Origin of the sequence: Hymenobacter elongatus (assembly GCF_004745955.1) — a bacterium.
Taxonomy (GTDB): domain Bacteria; phylum Bacteroidota; class Bacteroidia; order Cytophagales; family Hymenobacteraceae; genus Hymenobacter; species Hymenobacter elongatus.
Map to the genome: position 1 here is coordinate 110,874 of NZ_SRLD01000005.1, position 19,273 is coordinate 130,146.

Consider the following 19,273-nt stretch of genomic DNA (forward strand, 5'->3'; position numbering starts at 1 on the left):
TTTCCTGTGCTCCCATGAATGAGTCACCTTTGCTGAAAACCGTCGTTACGTACGGCCTGGTGCTGGGATGCTCCCTCTGTCTGTATACGACCTTGATGTGGCTGACCCGGTTGGATACGGTTTATCTGGCCACCGGTCAGTACCTGGACGTGGCGGTGGTCGCACTTCCTGTGGGGGTGCTGGCCGCCGCGATAAATCAGCAGCGTCGGCGGGCGTACCTGCCGGGGTGGCAGCGCGTGGGCCTGGCCCTGGGCGTGGCCATCGTGGCGGAATTAGTGTACCGGCCCTACTTGGCGCTTCATCACAACTGGCTGAACCCGGAGTGGTTTTCCTTTGTGCTGGCCCTTGAGCAGGCGGAGTTGCTGGCGGCTGGGCGGAGCGCGGCCGCCATTGCCGCCGAACTGGCCCGGCTCCAGGCGGCCCACGCCCGGCAGACGGGGGTGTTTTCGGGGTTCTGGATTTCGGCGGTGGTACTGCCCGCCCTCGTGGCCCTGCTAACGCTGCCTTTTCTGCGAAACCGACCGAAAGGAGTCGTGGAGCAATAAGGCAGCCAACGGGCTAGTGACTCCGCCTGCCTTCCCCCTACTGCCGCCGCAGGATAGTATGTGGCGTAATTCGTCGGACCACTATGAAGGATGCATGTAACATTGGGACCAAACTTTTAACCAAGGCTTAGATTCTACGCGCCATCCATGCGCACGATTTTGGCGTGAACGAGCCAAGCCCAGCCACCAGCTCCTGCTGGCTGGGCATCACGGCGTGGATATTCTTGTAGGCCATCGGCGCTTCATGCACGCCCCCACCCTGGAACACTACGCCATGATCCAGCAGGTATTGGCGCACCGCCGATTCGCTCAGCTCCTGCTTGGCCCGGGTCCGCGACATAAGCCGGCCGGCCCCGTGCGCCGTCGCGCTTAGAAGCTGTTGTTTGAGGTAGCGCAAAAATGGTCAGAGTAGAGACGCGACTCTTCGCGTCTCCGCACCCGCGCCGCAAGGCCGATTTCGTTCAATATAGAGACGCTAAGGGTCACGTCTCTACATCGTTCCAATGGTATTTTTGCTACCTCAAACAGCTTCTTAGTGAATCGGCCACGCCCCGGCCACGCACGATAAAACCGGGAACCGCATTGCGTCGTTTCTTTGCCTTTCTATGCCCTGCCTCGCCACCTCCGCCCGCTACACGCTCGACTTGCCCGCCGGCCACCGCTTTCCCATCGCCAAGTACGAGCTGATTCGGGAGCAGCTGCTGTGGCAGGGCATCGCGCCGCCCCACGATTTCTACGCCCCCGGCCTGTGTGCCGAGGAAGACGTGCTGCGCGTGCATACGCCGGAATATTGGTACAAAGTGCGCGACCTGCGCCTGTCGGCCGCCGAGGTGCGCCGCCTGGGCCTGCCGCAGAGCGAGCGGCTGGTGCTCCGGTCGTTGAGCAGCTCGGCAGGCACGGTGCAGTCGGCGCGGCGAGCGTTGCACGATGGCGTGGCGCTGAACCTGGCCGGGGGCACCCACCATGCCTTTGCCGACCGGGGCGAAGGGTTTTGCGTGCTCAACGACATTGCCATTGCCGCCGCCCACCTGCTCCACCACGGCCTGGCCCGGCAGGTGCTGGTCGTCGACCTCGACGTGCACCAGGGCGACGGCACGGCCAGCATCTTTCGGCACGAACCCCGGGTGTTCACCTTCAGTATGCACGCCGGGGCGAATTATCCGCTGCGCAAGGAGCAGTCGGACCGGGATATTGCGCTGCCGCTGGGCACCGAAGATGCCGCGTATCTGGGCCAGCTCACGGCTGTGCTACCCGCGCTGCTGGCACAGGTACAGCCCGACTTCGTGTTTTTCCAGGCCGGCGTCGATGTGCTGGCGACCGATAAGCTGGGCAAGCTGGCGCTGACGCAGGCCGGCTGCCGCGCGCGCGACGAATTTGTGCTCGGCCTATGCCGGCAGCACAGTTTGCCGGTGGCCGTGAGCATGGGCGGCGGCTACTCCGAGCGCATCGGCGACATCGTGGACGCACACTGCAACACGTTCCGGGTGGCGTATGAGCTGTTTGGGTGAGCCTATTCCCTAAAAAGTTCTGGCGGTACCTTTGCGTGCATGAACCTGCACAACCCCGCCACCGACCTGCCCGCCGCCAATTCGTTGCCCACGCCCGCGCCCACCCAGGCCGCCGGCACGCCGGCGCAGAAAGCATTTCGGCAGGCCATTCTCGATGTGGAGAACCTGCGGGAGCGGCTGGGGGAGCTGGAAGCCGGGCAGGCCGAAGCCCGACGGCGCTACTGGCAGCAGGTGGGGCCGCTGGCCCAAACGGTGGTGGCCGCCCGCCGCGCGCTGTTTGAGCCCCTGGAAGAAGCCCTGCTCCTGCCCTATTTCAGCCGCATCGAGCACCGCCAGATCGGGGAGCTCATCGTGGCCAATGCCCGGTCATTGCGCGACCGGTTTGGGGAAGACGTGGCCGATATTTTTCAGCGTCACGCGCCTGCTTCGCCACCGACCAGCGCGTTTTCGGCCCAAGATGAAGCGCCGCCGCAAGCGGATGGCGAACAGGGTGCGGAACCAGGAAAGCGCAAACCCAAAGGCCAAAAGGCGAAAGCGGCGCAGGCCCAGCGGGAGGAGGAGGAAAAGCTGCTCGGCAACACCAAAAACCTGTACCGCCAGCTGGCCCGCGCCAACCACCCCGACCTGGAGCGTGACCCGGCTCTGGCCCTGGAAAAAACAGCCCGCATGCAGCAAATCACGCGGGCATACGAAACCAACGACCTCTACACGCTGCTGCAGCTACTGGCCGAGCACGCGCCCGGCAGCGCCGACCACGAGTCGGAGGACTTGCTGGCTCGCTACACCCAGGCCCTGCGCAAGCAGCAGGACGAGCTGAAGCAGCGCATGAATGAGCTGAAGTATGGCACCACCAGCGCCTTTGCCGCCACCGGCAAAAAGCAGGAAGCCGAGCTACGCCAGGTAAAGCGCCAGCTACGGGCCGAGGTAGAGTACCTCCAGCAAGTGGGCCAGCTGCTGCAAGAGCCCGATGGGATACGTGAGGTACTACGCCAGCTAGCCGACGCGGGCCACGAGGCCATCTGAGCCGCCCGAAATACGGAAAACGGCCGTTGGCCTGAAGCCGTGTCTGGGTTTCAACGCAGAAGTCGATTCTCTCCTGCCGGGCTGATCAACTCATCTTAGTAGCCTGCTTTGCTGCTTGATGTGAATTCCTACACATCCTCCAAAGGCAGCTGAACGGCCAAAGACACAGAAACAGGCCGGCGCACAAAAAAACACCCCAACGGGCCTTGTGGCCGGCTGGGGTGCGTAGTCGGGCGAGTCGCAGCGTGCGTTATGCGCCTTTGGAGGCCAGAATATCAACCATTTCGATAACCGGATCGGCTGACAACAGCTCGGCGGCATTGGCCATGAGGGCGGCGGCTACCTGTCCCCCGAGGTGGGCTTTGCGGCCGGCATCATCGGGGAAAGTGTCGAAAATGCCGAACGTGGATGGCCCCAGCTGGATACCGTACCAGGTGATGGTGGCGGGCTCATCCTGGACGATGGGCAACCCGCTGCGCAGGAAATCGGCAACGGCCTGTTCTTTTCCGGGTTTGGCTTCCAGCCGCACCAGCAATCCTACTTTTACCATGACACACGGGTTTGAGAGTGAGTATCTAATACTATTGTAGCTACGTAAGCCCAGCCGCAACCGGATTGTTTTTCGGGGCCGGCGAGTGGCAGCGGGCCCCCGGAGCTGCGTTGCAGTGCCCCGTGTGCTACTCCAGAAACGCCGCTATTTGCCGCAGCACGGCCGGGTCGCGCATGATGCGGTTGTGGCCCAGGCCATTGGTAGGCCGAAAATCGAGGCCGGGCCAGCTGCGGGCAACATCCTGGGCCTCACTGAAGGGAATCGTTTCGTCGGCGCGGTCGTGCAGCAGCAGCACGCGGCCGGCCCAGTCTTTCGGCCCGGCCTGCGTCAGGCTAAAGCTCTCTACCTGCCGGCCGCCCTGGGTTTCTACGTGCCGCAGCATACGCGTGGTCACCTTCGGGGGTAGCCGCAACAGCCCGGCGAAGCGCTGAAACACGGCCGGCGTGCTGCCCGGCACGCTCAGCAGCACCAGGCGCGGCAGCGTCGGCTGCCCCGCCTGGTGCTGCTGAGCGTGCTCCGTATTGAACCGTACGGGCAGACCCGCCGTGGCCGCCGCCCCAAACGAATGCGCCACCACGCCCCACACCGGCCCCACGGTATCGGCCACGAGCTGAATAGCAGTTCCAAACTCGGGCAGCGTTGTGCGCCGGCCCGCCGAAGCGCCATGCGCGGGCCCATCGAAAGCCACCACCCGGTACCCGGCCTTCCGTAAGGACTGCGCCAAAGCCCCCCAGAAGCTGGCGCGGTGTTCCCAGCCATGCACCAGCAAAATGGTCGGCGGCGCGGCGCTCTGGCTGGGCGCAGTCCATTCATAGGCCACCAAAGCGCCCGAGCCAAAGGGCAGCTCAAACCGCCGCGCCCCAGCCACTGCAGCTGCTTCCCACTGTTTCACCGGCAACCGCCGGGGCGTGGTAAATAGCCGCCAGGCAGCCCGAAAGGCCAATGTGGTTGATACGAGAGCCAGCAGACGCAGCTGCAAGCGAATTAGTTGCAAGGATGTGGGCACTGGTAGAAGCTGAAGTGAGGAAGCAACAAAATGGCAGCAGCAACACCGCGGCCAGATTGTGTACTGCTATAGACGGACATATTGGGCGTTACCCTGTTTCATCCGGCCGCTGCTGGCCGAAGCATTTTACGGGCAATGATAGTAAGCCCTGGCCCAACCGGCCCGCCGTGACAATGCTCATACGGAAACAAGCAAGCCGAGTGGTGGCCCCAACTGCCAGGCTGCTATAGCGATTTTGCGAACCACAGAGCCGGAATGTAGAGACGCCTAGTTGCGTCTTGTCGCCCGCGCCGCTGTTGCGGTATCGTTCAACGACGAGACGCAATTATGCGTCTATACCTCCGGCTGGGCACACCATTCGTGAAACCGCTATAGCAGACGAGCTACGGATTGGCCGCACCCATTCACTCTTTCGTAGTAGGGCAAGCTGCCTTCGAGCGGCTGCTCGTAAGCCGCGCCGCGCTCTATTTTTTTCACCTTCACTTGCATTGCCCCCATGGCCCGATTCACTAGCGCCGCTGCCCTTGCGCAAGCGCAGCATACTCCTCTGATTCCCGTTTTTTACCACGCCGAGGCCCCCTATGCCAAGCGCATGCTGCAGGCCTGCTATGCGGGCGGAGTGCGCATGTTTGAGTTCACGAACCGTGGTCCGCATGCGTTTGAGGTGTTTTCCGAGCTGCAAGCCTTCGTGGAGGCCGAGTATCCGGATTTGCTGCTGGGAGCCGGCACTATTTACACTGCCGCCGAGGCTGAGCGTTTCATTGCCGCCGGTGCCGACTTCATTGTGCAGCCCGTTATCAGCGCCGAGGTAGCGGCCGTGTGCCAGCGCCACGACCTGGCCTGGCTGCCGGGCGCCATGACGCTAAACGAAATTTACCAAGCCACCCAGCTGGGCGCTACGCTGGTCAAAATATTTCCGGCCAGCTTCGTAGGACCGGCCTATATCACCACCCTGCGCGGCCCGCTGCCGCAGGTGCCATTCATGGTAACCGGCGGCATCGAGCCCGACCCGGCCACGCTGGCGGAGTGGTTTCGCGCCGGCGCTACCTGCGTGGGCATTGGCTCCCAGCTTTTCAAATCCGATGATCCGGCGGCTTTGTCGGCTACCATTGCGGAGCTCCTGCGGGGTATTAATGCGCTACGCTCTTAACGGTTGTGGGGCGTCTGCTTTTCGGGTACTGCGCCACCTGAAGCCCCGCAACCGGACCCGGCGGTACCGGACTCTTCAGCCGCAGCAGACTTACGTCGTCCTGCTGTTACGCAGTGCCTTCGTTCAAGCGCTGCCAGAGAGTAGCGCGAACTTTGTAGTTCGCGTCCCCGCGCCAGGAAAGCGGCCCGAACGGCGCGGGGACGCGAACTACAAAGTTCGCGCTACATCCTGCTGCGTAACAGCAGTTACGTCGTCCTGCTTTCCAGCTGCCACTTAATGCGAGTATAGGCAATACGAAAGCCGTTTTTCTCGGCATTGCGCTGCGACTGGCTGCCCGGCAGCGCGCCCATCATGGCGAGGGTGCAGCCTTGCCGGGCGGCGTAGCGCAGCCGGGCCGCCAGCAGGGCCGACTGTGCACCCTGCCGACGGCCCGCCGGCACGGTGCTGGCTCCCATGAGCAAGGCCACGTCGTCGTGCATGAACAAGCCACCAGCCGCCACCGCCTGTCCGTGTAGCTCGGCCAGAAAAGGGGCGGCTCCGGTGCTGCTGGCACTTATGGTTCCGTAAGCCCGCATGAAGTCGTCGAGGCCGGCTCCCTCGGTGCTCCACCCGGCGGCAGCGGTGCGGGCCCAGTCTGAAACTTCATCGGCACCGATACGGCGCGTGCGCAGCTCCGGATTGTGAGGTGGTGCCGCCAGGGAGTCGTTGGGGCTCAAGGGGCGGTAGAGTACGGTGGTGTATTCCAGCGGCCGGTAGCCGCGCGCCGGTAGCAGGGCCAGCAAAGCCGCGTCGGCCAGCGGACTTACTTCGTGGTACACGGGCGCGTGCCGCTCGGCGAAAAAGGTTTCTATCTGGGTCAGCTCTGCCGCGCCTACGGGCTCAAACAATCCCAACCCGAAGGTCTGCGTCAATGGTGACTCCACACCGTCGAACAGAGCGTAGGCGCCGGCTACGGGTATCCACGTAGCATTGCTTTCGGGTGACAGTCGGCAGCGGGCCTCCACGAAGTTGGCATTGGCCTGGGCTTCGGTGCGCTCCAGGCGCCGGGCTAGATTCTGGTCAGCAAATAGCATAGTAGTCTGCGGGGGGACAATACGGGCCACAAGGTAGGCGCTGGCACCAGTTCTTTGCTGTGGATTCCAGTAGGTTATTGGCGGCGGCCGGTCATTCTGGTGTTTTGCAAAGCTACCGGGTTTCATCACGCATCATTATCCACGGGCCTGCGGGCCATGCAGCCGCCGAAGCAGGCCAACCCCGCTGCCGCCACCACCCACTACACTCCCCGGCCGGCCTATTGGAAAAAGCCCAAAGTGCCGCCGCCCAATGCAGTACATTTGCCTTTTGTTGCTTGTGCTTTTTTGCTCAAATTCTCAGTTGATGTCCTTTTTACTACGTGGTTTTTTAACTACCGCATTAGTTGGCAGTCTTGCTTTCGGCAGCCAGGCCCAAACTACCCCACCCGCTGCTCCGGCCACTACGGCCACTCCAGCGCTGCTGCTGCGGCCCAACCAGATGGTGGGCGAGAAGTACAAGGAGTACCTGAACAAGCGCTACGCCGCCGATAAGGAAGCCCGCGCCGTAATTCACCTCTTCAACCGCAAACACACCGGCGGCGTGGTATGGCTGCTCACCGGCGCCGGAGCCATCGGATTCGTAGCCTCCCAGGCCGGCACCAAAACCACCAGTTCGGGCACCCACACCGTCGAGGTCACTCCGCTGGGCTGGGGCCTGCTGCTGGGCGTGTTTGGCGGGGTTGGCATTGGCAAGCTGGCCCGCTTCAACAACGAGAAGCTCTACGCCACCCTGGCCGACTACGACCTGAGCCATGCTTTCCCCGGCACCGTGATGGGCAAGGTACAGGACAAGGACTACCGCTAAGCACCGGCCCGCCAGCCCGCCCAAAAACGAAACGGCACCGAAAAGCTGCTCTTGCTCACCACCGGGTCGCGCACGTCCTCGAAATAGTTCTGCTCGGCGCGCGCGCAGGCATTCACCCGGCTGTTCACGCCCGAGCCCAGCACGCGCCGGAAGTAGTTGTTGACTACGTAAGCCGTACCGCCACGGTAGCTCGGGCGGCGAATGCAGGCATAGCACCGCGCATTCGCCCTCTGTGCAGCAGGTTTTCACTGGCTTCCGGATCAAGGTTGATTCTGTCCGCTACAAAGCCAAGTATAGTGAAATCTTTATGTATACAGTCGTTGTCGGGAATGCTGTCTGTCAGGATGTTGGCCTGGCCAGCCCCACTTGCTCCAACGCAAAGCGCCGGCCAGAGAGCTTCTCAGGCCGACGCTTGCGGATGTTATCCAATCGTATGTGCTGCGTTTTCCAACGCCTTTGCGCGGTGGCTACGAGCTGCACGACAGGGTAGCGCTGCCGGGCTTCTCGCGGGCCCATTCTGGCCGTTTGGCGGCCAGGCTCTCGTGCTCGGGGTGCTCGGCAAACGGAGTTTTGAGCACCTCCATCAGCTCATTCAGCAGCGACAAGTCGCCGGTTTCAGCGGCTTCGATGGCCTGCTGGGCGAGGTAGTTGCGCAACACATATTTAGGATTCGCCCGTAGCATACCTTCCCGAGTAGCCTCCGGACTGGCTGGTTCCCGGCGCAGGCGCAGCGTATAGTCCAGCAACCATTGGTATAGAGCCGTTGGCGCGGGGGCGGCCTCCGTTTCGTACGACACCGCGCCCAAGAGTTCCCGCGCGGTGGCGGCACCAGTGTCCGGGCTGCTTACCAGAGCGGGAACCGCGTGCGAAAGGTGGCGGAAAAACAAGGTCATATCCACCTGCGCGTCGGCCAGGGCTTCGTGCAAGGCACCGAGTAGCACGTGGTCTTCTTCGGGGGCCAAAGCAGTGAGGCCCAGCTTGCGCAGCAGCAGCTCGTGGCGGGTGGTTTCCAGCGTTGTCGTGTAGTGGTCCAGCGCCGGCCGCAGCGCTTCCGGGTCATCTACCAGATGCGCCAGGGCGCGGGCCAGCTGCCAGAGGTTCCAGAGCGCCACGTTGGGCTGCTGCCCGAAAGCGTAGCGGCGGGAGCCAAAATCGGTCGTATTGGGCGTCCAGTCGGGGTCGTAGGGCTCCAGCCAGCCGTAGGGGCCGTAGTCGATGGTCAGCCCCAGAATCGACATGTTATCCGTGTTCATCACTCCGTGCACAAATCCCACCGCCATCCAGTGCGCTACCATCACGGCTGTGCGGCGGCAGATTTCGGCAAACCACTGCACATACACCGCACTGGAAGGCTCGCCCAGCTCGGGGTAGTAGCCCCGAATCACGTAGTGGGCCAGGGCCCGCAGATTGTCCAGTTCGCCGGCAGCGGCCAGCAGCTGAAAGTTACCAAACCGCACAAACGTCGGGGCCACCCGCGCCACGATGGCTCCGGGCTCGGGCCGCGCATTACCGTTATAAAACATGTCGCGCACCACCTCGTCGTTGGTACGCACCAGGCTAAGGGCGCGCGTGGTGGGCACACCCAGGTAATGCATGGCCTCGCTGCACAGGAATTCGCGTAGCGATGAGCGCAACACCGCCCGTCCATCGGCCCGGCGCGAATAGGGCGTGGGGCCGGCCCCTTTAAGCTGAATTTCCCAGGCGGAGTCATCTACGGCCCGTATTTCGCCCAGGCAAATGGCGCGGCCGTCGCCGAGCTGCCCGGCCCAGTTGCCGAACTGGTGCCCGCCGTAGCGCGCTGCAAAGGGCTTCATGCTGGGCGTTACCAGGTTACCAGCCAGAGCATCCACGGCCGGCCCGCGCTCGGCCGGTTTGGTCAGGCCCAGAAAATCAGCCAGCTCCTCTGACCAGGCCAGCAGCTGCGGATCGGCCACGGGCGTGGGCTCTACGCGGGAATATTGGTAACCAGGCACTTGGCGGGGGCTTCTATCGAAGGAAGCTTCACCGCGTAGCGACTCGACAAAAGAGTTATGAAAAGGGACTTGATCCAAAGATTGAGCAGTAGTAGGCATAGGAGCGGGGAAGAAGCACGAGTACAACAACTGCGACGCACGTTGGCACTCGTGTAGAGAGAAAGTACAAGTAGTGGTGAGTCGGTAAACGCGCCAACCACTGCCGCAAGTTCGCTAACTGCATATTGACAGCCATGTTTGCCCCTGCTTCTGCTCGCTGCGGCAACCTAGCGCGGTGCTCTGGTCGGTGTAGACAGCGAGCTACTAAATTGCGCTGCGCGGCAGATAATGGCTATTTTACCGCTGCTATGAACCGCTTCGACCGTATCACTTCTATTCTCATTCAGCTACAGACGCGGCGCGTGGTGAAAGGGCCTGACCTGGCCGGCCGCTACGGCGTGAGCCTGCGCACCATCTACCGCGACCTGCGCACGCTGGAAGAAGCCGGGGTGCCGCTGTGCGGCGAGGCGGGCGTAGGCTACTCTCTGGCCGACGGCTACCGCCTGCCGCCGGTCATGTTTTCCCGGCAGGAGGCCACGGCGCTGCTGACGGCCGAGAAGCTCGTCGGCCAGCTTACCGATGCCCACACGGCCCAGCTCAGCGGCGCAGCCATGGACAAGCTGCGGGCCGTGCTGCGCCGCGCCGACCGTGACTACCTCGAGGAGTTGAGCCCGCGCATCACCATCCTGCCGCCGGGCCGGGCCCACGCTACCCCACTGCCGCCCGCGTCGAACCTGCATCAGCTGCTGCTTAGCGGCATTGCCGAAAAACGCGTGGTGCACATGCACTACCGGGCCGGCTACCAAGCCATTCCCAGCCAGCGCGAGATTGAGCCCATCGGCATTTACCTCGGCTACTACTGGCATGTGGTAGGCTTCTGCCGCCTGCGCCAGGAGTTCCGCGACTTTCGTCTCGACCGTATCGGGGATGTGCACCTGCGCGATGAGCACTTCGCGCCCCGCCCCGATACGCTGCACTCGTACTGGGCGCAGCAGGCAGGGCAGCGGCCCACGGAGCCGGCCGTGGTGCGTTTCGCGGCTGCCGCGCTGCCGCATGTGCAGGAAAACAAACACCACTTCGGTCCTACGGGCGAGCACACGACGCCCACGGGCGAAGTAGAAATAACCTTTGTGCCCACGCATCCCGACTCGTTAGCTCGCTGGCTGCTGCTGTTTGCCGGGCAGGTTACCGTCGTGTCGCCGCCGATGCTGCGGCTACGGCTGCGCGAGCTGGCCGAGGAAGCCTACCACTGTTTCGCGGGGCAAGCGGAGGGAGTGGTCAAACGCCCGGAATGAAAAAACGCAGTAGTCGAAAAATACTGCTTCCCTACTGACATAGGGCTGTCACTGGGGGCCGCTAGGTTTGGAGCATCATTCACCCCAACCCATTCCCGCATATGCACACGGCCATACGTTGCCCCGTTGCCCAAGCCCTGCTACCCGAAATTGACTACGAGCTAGGCCTGACCCGCCGCCTGCTGGAGCGCCTGCCCGAAGACCGGCTTGGCTGGCAGCCGCACCCCAAATCGATGACGCTGGCCCACTTGGCGGGGCACACTGCCAACTTGCTGGGCGGCATCGACAGCACGCTTCGCACCACGGAGCTGGACCTGGCAACGTACGGCAGCCTGCAGCCGGGGCCGGCCACTTCCCGGGCCGAGGTGTTGGAACGGCTGGCCACCAATGGGGCCGCCGCCCGCACGGCCCTGACCAGCGCCGCTCCCGAAAGCCTGACGGAAACCTGGACGCTGCGGCACGGCGAACAGGTGATTCTGCGCCACTCCCGGGCCGAAATCGTGCGGCACCTCATCAGCCACCTCATTCATCACCGGGGCCAGCTCAGCGTATATCTGCGGTTGCTGGAGGTACCGGTGCCGTACCTGTACGGTCCGTCGGCCGACGAAGCTACCCCGAGCTAGGCTGTTCGGGCAGCAAAATAGAGGAAACGCGCCGTCGGGCATTCTGCGCCGCAAGCAGAGCGCGAGACATCTCGCCTGCACTAGTACACATCTGCTTACCTGGGCACGCGAGATGCTGCGCGGGGCTCCGCATGACGGTCTTGCGGTTGCTGCTCACGAGCTTTTGCCCGTGCCGTGGGTAGTAGGCAGTTGCAGGCGCTGCACGGTTTCGCTCTCAAAATCGAACTCAATCAGCACGGCGGGCTCCGCGCCTACTACCCAGCCGTCGTGGCCGGGCTCGATGGCCACGGCTTGCGGGGCGACAAACTCCTGCGTGGCCCCATCGGCATACTGAATGGTAATCTGGCCGTGGGCCAGAAAGCCCACGTGCGCGTGCATGCACAGCGGCGTCCCGACGAGGCTCTTCAGATTCTGGGACCAGCGGAAGCCAACCGGATACACGATGCGCTTCACTCGTGCGGCCCCTGTGCGCACTACGTCCACTTGCACGCCGCCTATTTCGCGGTGCTCTGCCCCTGGCATCGGCCCTAGTAATGAGTTCAGCTGGTTCATAGGTCAGATTTTGTAACTCGATGAATAGACGAAAACGACGTGCATACTTTACTTGCCGGCTTACCGGCGGCTGGTTCCAGGCCATGCCCGATGCGCCGCCAAGCCGTAGCTCAATATAGAGCTTTAGCGCCGACTAACCAGTGCGCTTGTTCAAGTCCTGTTTTCCTATCCAGAAAAGACAATTTGCCGGCACAAAAAAGGCTCCGACACGTGTCGGAGCCTTTTTTTGTGGCGGGTGGGCAGCTACACACTTGCCGAATCAGGCCGTCTGCCGGGCTTGCCGCAGCCACTCCTGGGCGTGCGCTACGTCGCCGAACGTGTGCATGTGAAAATAGCTGCCAATGCTGGTGTGCATCGCCTGAGCCGACATAGCCGCCAACGACTCGGAGCTCACGACGTGGGCAAAATGGGTAAGCCCGGCGGCAATGGCCCGGGGCGTCCAGTCCGTAGCAATCCACTCGACGGCATGATCCCAGGGGCCAACTACCAAGCTGTTATCATTGAGCAGCAGCGCGCAGCTGTTTTCTTGCAGAATTTCCAGGCACGCGTTGGCACCCGCCACGATACCGGCGTGGGTCTGGTAGCCAACCCAGTTATTGTACACTACCTGCTTCTCCGCGTCGTATTCGATGGTCAGATATACTTTGCCGAAAGCATTACTTATCTCTTTTCTCATTGGGCGCAAGATAGCTAGGTCGGGTGTTGTAACGCTATGTCAACCTTAATAAAAACGCCGCATTCGGCACAAGCTCAACCGTAAGCCCACAGCTGCCGAAGGCTATTCAAAAGCGGTAAGTGGCTTACTTTTTGGCCGCTACGACTTCCACCACGGTGTTGGCCGGCAAGGGGATTTCGCGGGAGGTCTGAAACTCCGGAATTTTGTCGGCATTCTCTTCTACGCGGCGCTGCACGACGCGCAGCAGGCGGCCGCCCACGTTCATCACGGCCAGGTCGTAGCTGGTGCCGGAGCCGGGGTCGTAGCTGCGAAAACCCATCAGCATGTCGCTGGGGAAGCCAGCCAGCTTGGCCTTTTCCTTGTCCACCACGTCGGGCTTGCCGCTGAACTGGCCTAAGTCGATATCCTGCGGCTTCGCACCTTTCAGCACCAGATGGGCGGCGGTTTTGCGGTCTTCGGAGGCAGCTCCTGGCTTGAAGCGGAAGCTGACAGCCACGGTTTCGGTGGTGGCGGCAGCGGCCAGCGCGGGGGCAGGTGTGGCAGCAGCGGCGGCGGTTGTATCGGCAGCAGCGGCGGCCGGTGCTTCGATGGTCGGGGCCGTGGTGGCAGCCGGCGCAGTGCCGGGCTGCTCGGCAGCAGGAGGCGTTTGGTTGCAGCCAGCCAGTAGCACCACCGCCGTAGCCAAGGTCGTCAGGGAGGAAAATTTCATCATCGTGCGGAAATAAGCGAAAAACAGGGAGTTAATTTGGGCCCATAAGGATACGCATTATTGCCCTGGCAAGCACTTCTGAGCGGGAAAACCGTTTCCGTATTTCGTTCTGGTGGGGTTCCGCAAAGCAAAGCTTTTCATCTCAGCCACTAGTTGCGGCCCCTGTACATTTCCTCAAAGCGGCTGCGTCCATTCGCTGTCCACGGCAAAGCAAAAAGCCTCCCCACCGGAAGGCTTTTGCATGCAAACCGAGTCAGTTCACCTTAGTACAAACCGGGCCTGACGCCCCACCCTACCGTGTTACAGTGGATGCGCATCGGCATTGTTACTAGCGCCAGGGTCCGTAAGCTCTTCAGGGGCTCCTTCGTAGTCGACAGAGTTCGACTCGTCGGCTGAGGCCTCCGGCTCCACCAGAGCAGGCATTTTCTCTGGCTCCGACCGCGCCGCCTCCGGATCTGAAATAGCGCCGGTTTCGTCGGGAGTCGCCGGGTTGCCGGGCTTGTCTTTGGGGCCTGGGGAAGCGGTTGGTAGCCCAAATGCTGTAGAGGATGCGGATTTCATAAGCTGCACGGAAATTGATGGGGTCAGGTACTGCTTTCATCAACGGAAAGCCCGCGCCTTGGTTGAGGTGTGGCAAGCCTCGCCAGGCTGAGCTTGCCGGACTATGCGGGGTGCCATGCGCTGGAACCATGATACTACTTGGCCGCAAAAGGCATGTTCCAACAAAGCAGCTACCGGCTCTGGTTTCCCGTATCAGCAGTAACTCTGGCCAGCCAGGCAACGGCGAGCCTACCCCGTGCCACCGGAATTAGCGGCTTATTTTATGAAATTGTTGCTTTTCCGGCGTATTCTGCTGTCTGGACTTGTGCTGGTGCTAGTGGTGCTGGGAGTAGCCGGCTGGCTGCTGGGCACCCACTTTGGCCGGCAGCATCTGGAGCGCTGGGTACGGCAGCAGCTCACGCGCAACTCCGAGCTGGTGCTGGCTCCATTTGAGGTTTCGCTCTCGCCCTGGCGGGATTTTCCGCATCTCACGGCTTCCATTCAGCATTTTAGTCTAACCGATACCTCCTTCCGACAGCAGCACCCGGTGCTGCGCATCGGCCGCGCCGATTTGCGGCTGCAGCTCAGCAGCCTGCTGCGGGGTCAGATCCGAATTACCCGCTTAACCGTGCGGGATGTAGATTTTCAGGAACGGGTCGATTCGTTGGGCCACAGCTGGGGGCTGCACGGCAAGCGGCGGCACACCAGCACCGGTGCCGACCCACCGCTCGACCTGGAGTTGGACTCACTACTGGTGCACAACTTCCGCATCCGGACCCGCAACGACTACGCACACAGCGCTTTTGGGGCGCAAGTGCGGCACGCGCGCCTCACGGCTGCGAGCAGCCGAGGCGTGTTGCGGGCGCGCGGCACGCTTGTCGGGGAGCTAAGCTATTTGCGCAGCAGCCGGGGCACCCTCTTCGAGCACGAGCCCGTGTGGGCGGCCGTTAAGTATGAGTTGACATTTAAAAAACGGCAGGGCCGGCTGTACAACACCCGGGCTACGCTCAACGGCGACACCATCCGCATCAGGGGCACGCACACGACGGTGGCCAACAAGCCCGGCACCCAGCTGCAGTTTCAGTTCGACGGCCAGCAGCCCCTGATGGAAATTCTGCGCACCGCGCTACCGCCCAACCTCACGTCTTTCCTGGCCGGCGCTACCAGTTCCAGCAAGGCCCGTATCCGCTACACGATTTCGGGCCTGACGGGCCCCACTTCCCGCCCTCGCAATACCTTGATTTTTAGCCTGCTGCGCGCCCATCTCCGTTGGCCCGGCTCCACCCGCCGCATCGACCACTGGGATCTGAGCGCCACCTACGACAACGGGCCGGCCCACAACCCAACGACGACAGAACTCTCGGTGCGGCGCTGCCGGATTTATTCCTCCGCCGGCCAGCTGAACGTAGCCCTGACCCTGCGCGATTTTACCCGTCCCTTCGTAACGGGCCGCCTGCGTGGGCGCACCGAGCTGCCCCAGCTGGCCGCTGTGCTGCTGCCGGGACAGTGGCAGGCGCGCCACGGCACGGCCGAAATGGATATTCGGCTGCACGGCCTGCTTCCACCCTTGGATGATGGCAGTAAACCACTGCCGGCCCAGAAAAGCATGTCGGTGCGGGGCAGCGTTACCTTGCGCGATGCGGCTTTCGTGGTTCTCAGCCGCCAAGCCAACTTCTCGGAGCTGAACGTGCGGGTAGGCCTGCGGGATAGTGTCTGGACGCTTTCGGAAGCTTCCGGCGTGCTGGACCGGATGCGGTTTCAGGCTTCAGCCACCACTACTCACCTGTTCGATTACATCACGGGCCAGCAGCTGACGATGCGGGCCACCGGCAATTTCGCTGTTGACGAGCTACGGGTGCAGCGGCTGCGGGAGCTGCTGCAGCCACCCGTCGCCATGGCGCGTCGCCGCGCCGCTACCGCTGCCATCAAGCTGGCCACGCTGGGCGGCAGCCTGATTCCGCCGGGTGTGCGCCTGAACGTGGGCCTGCGCTGCAACCGCCTTATTCTGGCCGCCGACACCATGGAGCAGCTGGCCGTGACGGTGCGGCACGACGGCCAGCGCGTAGAGCTGCAGAATCTGGCCGGGCGGGTATGGGGAGCCGATGTGCGCGGTCGGGTTTCGTGGCCCACCGATACGCTGCAACAGGTGGCTCCCATTCAGTTTGCGCTGGGCGTACATTTCGATACGATCAACTACCGGCAGCTGGTGGCCCGCTTGTCGCGCCCACCCCGGCGCTCGGCCAAAGCCCCGGCTAGTCCGGCCCTGCGCGAGCTACTGCTGGCAGCCAACGGGCAGCTGACCTGCGACATTACGACCGTGGTGCTGCCCGCCGGCGAAAACCTGCGGCAGCTGCGGCTGAAGCTTTTCAAAACCGGCTCGGAGCTGCGCCTGCCCACGCTGGACTTTTCAACTACCCGGGGCGGCTCGGGCCATGCCTCGGCCGTGGTGCGGGTGGCCGGCACCCAGCTAACGGCCGCCGACGTGGACCTGAATCTGCATTATAGCCGACTGGATGTGCAGGGGCTGCTGCTGCTATTGGCCAGCCTCAATCCGGAGGACAAATCGGTGCCGTTGCCCCTCAACCGCGTGGTGAAGCGGGCCGAGCGACGCGCCCGGCGACAGCAGCAGGCAGAAGGCTCGATTCTGACCAATGGAATTCTGCGGGCCGTGGTGCACGTGCAGGCCGACCGGGTGAACTACGGAGCCGTGCGGGGCCGCCGCTTCGAGCTGGTGTCGCACCTGCGCAACGGCGTGGCCCGCGTCGACAACTGCTCCCTACAGGCGTTTCAGGGCCAGATTGAGCTGAGCGGGCAGATGCTGCTCAACGTTGACCGACAGCACCATCCATTGCACGTGCAGATGCGGCTGCGCGACATTCAGCTGCCCGATCTTTTTGCTGCCGGCACCGCTATTGGCCTCACCGTGCCCGACCGGACCAACATTCGGGGCAGTATGCGCTGCGTGGCCGATGTGCGCACCGACCTCGACTCGACCTTCCTGCCGCGCCTCGACCAGACGATGGGCTACCTGAAAACGGACCTTCGCAACCTGGAGCTGCTCAACATCGAAGCCCTGGCGCAGGCGCTGAAATTTATGCGCGAAGAGCGCACCAACCACCTGTTCTTCGAGCCCTTCAGCAGTGAGTTCGTCCTCAACCGCGGGGAGGTGCTGATTCCCAACCTGGACCTGAACAGCAACCTGAGCAACCTGCAAATCAGTGGCAACTACTTTCTCGATGGCCGCGCCGACCTCTATATCGGCCTGAACCCGATGCAGGCGCTGTTTGGCGACAACGACAAGCGCATTGAGCGTATCCAGCAAAACGAGCCGCTGCGCCGTCCCAACCACAAGCTCACCTATCTGAACCTGCAACGCCCAACAGCTGGCAGCCGCTACGCGGTGCGGCTATTCAAGGGCCCCGAGCAACGCCAGCAGCAGTCGGTGCTGCGTCAGCAGCTGCGCCAAATCATGATCATGCAGCGCCTGGATACTACGTTGCAGCTGCTGCGCTGAACGGAGCTTCTGCAACGCTGGCTTATGACAGATGGACAATATAGCGGTTTCGCGAACCGTAGACACCCGATGTAGAGACGCGTAGTCGCGTCTCATCGTTGAACGAAACCGTGCAGGCGGCGCGGCCGACAAGACGCGAATACGCGTCTCTACATCAGCCGGGTTGCACCGTTCACGAAACCTCTATAAGCAAGGCAATCGTCCTGTTGAGCGCAGCCGAAGCTTGCCATTTCCCGAACACGCTCTACACTATGGCGTGATAGGACGGAGGCAAACTTACCCGAAACAGAACAGAGTATTTAGAGCGGTTTCGGGGTCAATGGCTAGTAGCGCGAACTGTGTAGTTCGCGCTACTGCTGCTCCGTACACGGATTCCGAAACCGCTCTAAGGACCGTATCCACGCGGCTTTTCCTGAAAAGATGCTTTTTTTATGCTGGCAAAGCCCGCACATTTGCTCTATTTTCATCTCTCTACTTCCCCGCTAATGCCCCATTTTCACCGCCGCTCTGCCCGCCGCTGGCTGGCCACCACGGCTCTGTTTCTGCTCGCGCCTACCCTACTTTTTGCCTGGGGCACCTGGGGACATGAGCGCATCAACCGCGCCGCCGTCTTGGCCTTGCCCCCGGCGCTGCGCACGTTTTTTTACAACCATATCGACTTCATGGTGCAGGAGTCAGTAGTGCCGGATCTGCGCAAGTACACGCTCAGCGACAAAGCCGAAGGTCCGCGCCATTTTATCGATCTGGAGGACTACGGCAACCAGCCCATCAGCCAGCTGCCCCAAACCTCGATCGAAGCATACGCCAAATACGAGCCTGCCTTTCTGGACAAAAGCGGCCGGCTGCCCTGGTTTATTCAGGATATGCTGGGCAAGCTCACGCAAGCCATGAAAAACGGCCGCAAGGAAGAAATCCTCTTCGTTGCCGCCGACCTGGGCCACTACCTCGGCGACGCCACCCAGCCCCTGCACACGTCCTCCAACCACGACGGGCAGCTCACGGGCCAGAAGGGCATTCATGCCTTCTACGAGTCGCAGATGGTGGAAAAATTCGGTAGTACTTACAACTTCAAGCTGCGGGAACCCCGCCTGATTCAGGACCCCGTGGCCGAAACCTGGCGGCTGATTGCCCAAAGCCACGCTTCGGCCGATACGCTGCTGGCCATTGAGAAAAAGCTGCAGGCCGAAACGCCCGCCGCCGCGATGTTCGAAACGGACGCGCAAGGCCAGGTGAAGAAGAACGTCTTCAACAGCAACGTGCGGTCGGCGGCCTACACGGAGAGCTTCCATAAAGCGCTGCGGCACATGGAGGAGCGGCAGCTGCGCACGGCCGCGCAGGCGGCAGCCAACTACTGGTATACGGCCTGGATAAATGCCGGCCAGCCCGACCTCAGCAAGCTCGATACTGACTACACCACCCGCAGTAGCCAATCCAATCTGAAAGAAGAGCTGCGCCTGCTCAAGACCGGTAAGCTGGTTGATTTCTCCTCCTTCAAAGAGTTTTAAGCTGCTCTCCTACTGCTCCAGCAGAATACTAGGAGCGTGTTTGGAATTTTGATGTTTGGGTCATGCTGAGCAAAGTCGAAGCATCTCTACCGCTTCGCAGAATGGCTCTGACAAAGCGGTAGAGATGCTTCGACTTTGCTCAGCATGACGTTGTGAATTGATTGCACCGGCTTCCTGAATGCTGCCA

General features: G+C 62.2%; 19 protein-coding genes. 9 read left to right on the forward strand and 10 right to left on the reverse strand.

Features of this window, described 5'->3' with window-relative positions:
• Window positions 1-14 precede the first annotated feature (14 nt).
• Window positions 15-545 (forward strand): hypothetical protein, encoded by a 531-nt coding sequence (locus E5J99_RS04245; protein WP_135496472.1) that lies wholly within the window; start codon window positions 15-17, stop codon window positions 543-545.
• A 127-nt stretch (window positions 546-672) separates the two neighbouring features.
• Here the strand turns inward: E5J99_RS04245 and E5J99_RS04250 are convergent, their stop codons facing one another.
• Window positions 673-942 carry an RtcB family protein gene (locus tag E5J99_RS04250; protein WP_210114404.1) on the reverse strand — a complete coding sequence of 90 codons (270 nt, stop codon included), beginning with the start codon at window positions 940-942 and terminating at the stop codon, window positions 673-675.
• A gap of 208 nt (window positions 943-1,150) precedes the next feature.
• Between E5J99_RS04250 and E5J99_RS04255 the strand changes: the two genes are divergently transcribed.
• Together E5J99_RS04255 and E5J99_RS04260 are read left to right on the forward strand one after the other, a co-directional pair.
• Window positions 1,151-2,053 carry a histone deacetylase family protein gene (locus E5J99_RS04255; protein ID WP_135496474.1) on the forward strand — a complete coding sequence of 301 codons (903 nt, stop codon included), beginning with the start codon at window positions 1,151-1,153 and terminating at the stop codon, window positions 2,051-2,053.
• A gap of 39 nt (window positions 2,054-2,092) precedes the next feature.
• On the forward strand, window positions 2,093-3,076 hold the full coding sequence (locus E5J99_RS04260) for a J domain-containing protein (protein ID WP_135496475.1): 984 nt from the start codon (window positions 2,093-2,095) through the stop codon (window positions 3,074-3,076).
• 250 nt (window positions 3,077-3,326) lie between these two features.
• On the opposite strand, the gene E5J99_RS04265 is transcribed toward E5J99_RS04260, so the two are convergent.
• The gene (locus tag E5J99_RS04265; RefSeq protein WP_135496476.1) at window positions 3,327-3,626 is read right to left on the reverse strand and encodes a putative quinol monooxygenase; all 300 of its coding nucleotides are present in this window, start codon (window positions 3,624-3,626) and stop codon (window positions 3,327-3,329) included.
• Window positions 3,627-3,753: 127 nt separating this feature from the next.
• Entirely contained in the window at window positions 3,754-4,632 is an 879-nt protein-coding gene (locus tag E5J99_RS04270) for an alpha/beta hydrolase (RefSeq protein WP_167851974.1), read from the reverse strand.
• Between the two features lie 496 nt (window positions 4,633-5,128).
• On the opposite strand from E5J99_RS04270, the gene E5J99_RS04275 reads away from it, so the two are divergent.
• Window positions 5,129-5,782, forward strand: coding sequence for a beta/alpha barrel domain-containing protein (locus E5J99_RS04275; protein WP_135496478.1), 654 nt, complete (start codon window positions 5,129-5,131; stop codon window positions 5,780-5,782).
• 245 nt (window positions 5,783-6,027) lie between these two features.
• Here E5J99_RS04275 and E5J99_RS04280 read toward each other — a convergent pair whose 3' ends face one another.
• The gene (locus tag E5J99_RS04280) at window positions 6,028-6,855 is read right to left on the reverse strand and encodes a GNAT family N-acetyltransferase (protein WP_135496479.1); all 828 of its coding nucleotides are present in this window, start codon (window positions 6,853-6,855) and stop codon (window positions 6,028-6,030) included.
• Window positions 6,856-7,159: 304 nt separating this feature from the next.
• Here E5J99_RS04280 and E5J99_RS04285 point away from each other — a divergent pair, with 304 nt between their 5' ends.
• Window positions 7,160-7,660: a hypothetical protein gene (locus E5J99_RS04285; RefSeq protein WP_135496480.1), complete on the forward strand. Its 501-nt coding sequence runs from the start codon at window positions 7,160-7,162 to the stop codon at window positions 7,658-7,660.
• Here E5J99_RS04285 and E5J99_RS21155 read toward each other — a convergent pair.
• Together E5J99_RS21155 and E5J99_RS04290 are read right to left on the reverse strand one after the other, a co-directional pair.
• Window positions 7,657-7,803: a hypothetical protein gene (locus tag E5J99_RS21155; RefSeq protein WP_167851975.1), complete on the reverse strand. Its 147-nt coding sequence runs from the start codon at window positions 7,801-7,803 to the stop codon at window positions 7,657-7,659. The genes E5J99_RS04285 and E5J99_RS21155 overlap by 4 nt on opposite strands.
• A 324-nt stretch (window positions 7,804-8,127) precedes the next feature.
• Window positions 8,128-9,732 carry a protein adenylyltransferase SelO gene (locus E5J99_RS04290; protein WP_135496481.1) on the reverse strand — a complete coding sequence of 535 codons (1,605 nt, stop codon included), beginning with the start codon at window positions 9,730-9,732 and terminating at the stop codon, window positions 8,128-8,130.
• Window positions 9,733-9,980: 248 nt separating this feature from the next.
• Here E5J99_RS04290 and E5J99_RS04295 point away from each other — a divergent pair, with 248 nt between their 5' ends.
• Together E5J99_RS04295 and E5J99_RS04300 are read left to right on the forward strand one after the other, a co-directional pair.
• Complete coding sequence (locus E5J99_RS04295; RefSeq protein WP_167851976.1) at window positions 9,981-10,967, forward strand: helix-turn-helix transcriptional regulator; 987 nt, start codon at window positions 9,981-9,983, stop codon at window positions 10,965-10,967.
• Window positions 10,968-11,068: 101 nt separating this feature from the next.
• Window positions 11,069-11,590, forward strand: a complete 522-nt coding sequence (locus E5J99_RS04300) for a DinB family protein (RefSeq protein ID WP_135496483.1) — start codon at window positions 11,069-11,071, stop codon at window positions 11,588-11,590.
• Between the two features lie 153 nt (window positions 11,591-11,743).
• Here E5J99_RS04300 and E5J99_RS04305 read toward each other — a convergent pair whose 3' ends face one another.
• The 4 genes from E5J99_RS04305 to E5J99_RS04325 all read right to left on the reverse strand — a co-directional run bounded on the left by E5J99_RS04305 (window position 11,744) and on the right by E5J99_RS04325 (window position 14,088).
• A complete protein-coding gene (locus E5J99_RS04305; RefSeq protein WP_135496484.1) occupies window positions 11,744-12,142 on the reverse strand; it encodes a cupin domain-containing protein in 399 nt (132 codons plus the stop codon).
• Window positions 12,143-12,401: 259 nt separating this feature from the next.
• Window positions 12,402-12,818, reverse strand: a complete 417-nt coding sequence (locus E5J99_RS04310; protein ID WP_135496485.1) for an STAS/SEC14 domain-containing protein — start codon at window positions 12,816-12,818, stop codon at window positions 12,402-12,404.
• Window positions 12,819-12,942: 124 nt separating this feature from the next.
• On the reverse strand, window positions 12,943-13,530 hold the full coding sequence (locus E5J99_RS21160) for a hypothetical protein (RefSeq protein ID WP_167851977.1): 588 nt from the start codon (window positions 13,528-13,530) through the stop codon (window positions 12,943-12,945).
• Window positions 13,531-13,827: 297 nt separating this feature from the next.
• A complete protein-coding gene (locus E5J99_RS04325; protein ID WP_135496488.1) occupies window positions 13,828-14,088 on the reverse strand; it encodes a hypothetical protein in 261 nt (86 codons plus the stop codon).
• A 262-nt stretch (window positions 14,089-14,350) separates the two neighbouring features.
• Between E5J99_RS04325 and E5J99_RS04330 the strand changes: the two genes are divergently transcribed.
• Both E5J99_RS04330 and E5J99_RS04335 read left to right on the forward strand, forming a co-directional pair.
• Window positions 14,351-17,581 (forward strand): AsmA-like C-terminal region-containing protein, encoded by a 3,231-nt coding sequence (locus E5J99_RS04330; protein ID WP_135496489.1) that lies wholly within the window; start codon window positions 14,351-14,353, stop codon window positions 17,579-17,581.
• Window positions 17,582-18,066: 485 nt separating this feature from the next.
• Window positions 18,067-19,086 carry a zinc dependent phospholipase C family protein gene (locus tag E5J99_RS04335; RefSeq protein ID WP_135496490.1) on the forward strand — a complete coding sequence of 340 codons (1,020 nt, stop codon included), beginning with the start codon at window positions 18,067-18,069 and terminating at the stop codon, window positions 19,084-19,086.
• The last annotated feature ends 187 nt before the right edge of the window (window positions 19,087-19,273 follow it).

Coding starts and splice junctions, on each gene's coding strand:
- E5J99_RS04255 (WP_135496474.1), top strand. CDS start 1,151: ATGCCCTGCCTCGCCACCTCCGCCCGCTACACGCTCGACTTGCCCGCC.
- E5J99_RS04285 (WP_135496480.1), top strand. CDS start 7,160: ATGTCCTTTTTACTACGTGGTTTTTTAACTACCGCATTAGTTGGCAGT.
- E5J99_RS04290 (WP_135496481.1), bottom strand. CDS start 9,732: ATGCCTACTACTGCTCAATCTTTGGATCAAGTCCCTTTTCATAACTCT.
- E5J99_RS04295 (WP_167851976.1), top strand. CDS start 9,981: ATGAACCGCTTCGACCGTATCACTTCTATTCTCATTCAGCTACAGACG.
- E5J99_RS04245 (WP_135496472.1), top strand. CDS start 15: ATGAATGAGTCACCTTTGCTGAAAACCGTCGTTACGTACGGCCTGGTG.
- E5J99_RS04335 (WP_135496490.1), top strand. CDS start 18,067: ATGCCCCATTTTCACCGCCGCTCTGCCCGCCGCTGGCTGGCCACCACG.
- E5J99_RS04305 (WP_135496484.1), bottom strand. CDS start 12,142: ATGAACCAGCTGAACTCATTACTAGGGCCGATGCCAGGGGCAGAGCAC.
- E5J99_RS04280 (WP_135496479.1), bottom strand. CDS start 6,855: ATGCTATTTGCTGACCAGAATCTAGCCCGGCGCCTGGAGCGCACCGAA.
- E5J99_RS04265 (WP_135496476.1), bottom strand. CDS start 3,626: ATGGTAAAAGTAGGATTGCTGGTGCGGCTGGAAGCCAAACCCGGAAAA.
- E5J99_RS04325 (WP_135496488.1), bottom strand. CDS start 14,088: ATGAAATCCGCATCCTCTACAGCATTTGGGCTACCAACCGCTTCCCCA.
- E5J99_RS04330 (WP_135496489.1), top strand. CDS start 14,351: ATGAAATTGTTGCTTTTCCGGCGTATTCTGCTGTCTGGACTTGTGCTG.
- E5J99_RS21160 (WP_167851977.1), bottom strand. CDS start 13,530: ATGATGAAATTTTCCTCCCTGACGACCTTGGCTACGGCGGTGGTGCTA.
- E5J99_RS04310 (WP_135496485.1), bottom strand. CDS start 12,818: ATGAGAAAAGAGATAAGTAATGCTTTCGGCAAAGTATATCTGACCATC.
- E5J99_RS04260 (WP_135496475.1), top strand. CDS start 2,093: ATGAACCTGCACAACCCCGCCACCGACCTGCCCGCCGCCAATTCGTTG.
- E5J99_RS04275 (WP_135496478.1), top strand. CDS start 5,129: ATGGCCCGATTCACTAGCGCCGCTGCCCTTGCGCAAGCGCAGCATACT.
- E5J99_RS04300 (WP_135496483.1), top strand. CDS start 11,069: ATGCACACGGCCATACGTTGCCCCGTTGCCCAAGCCCTGCTACCCGAA.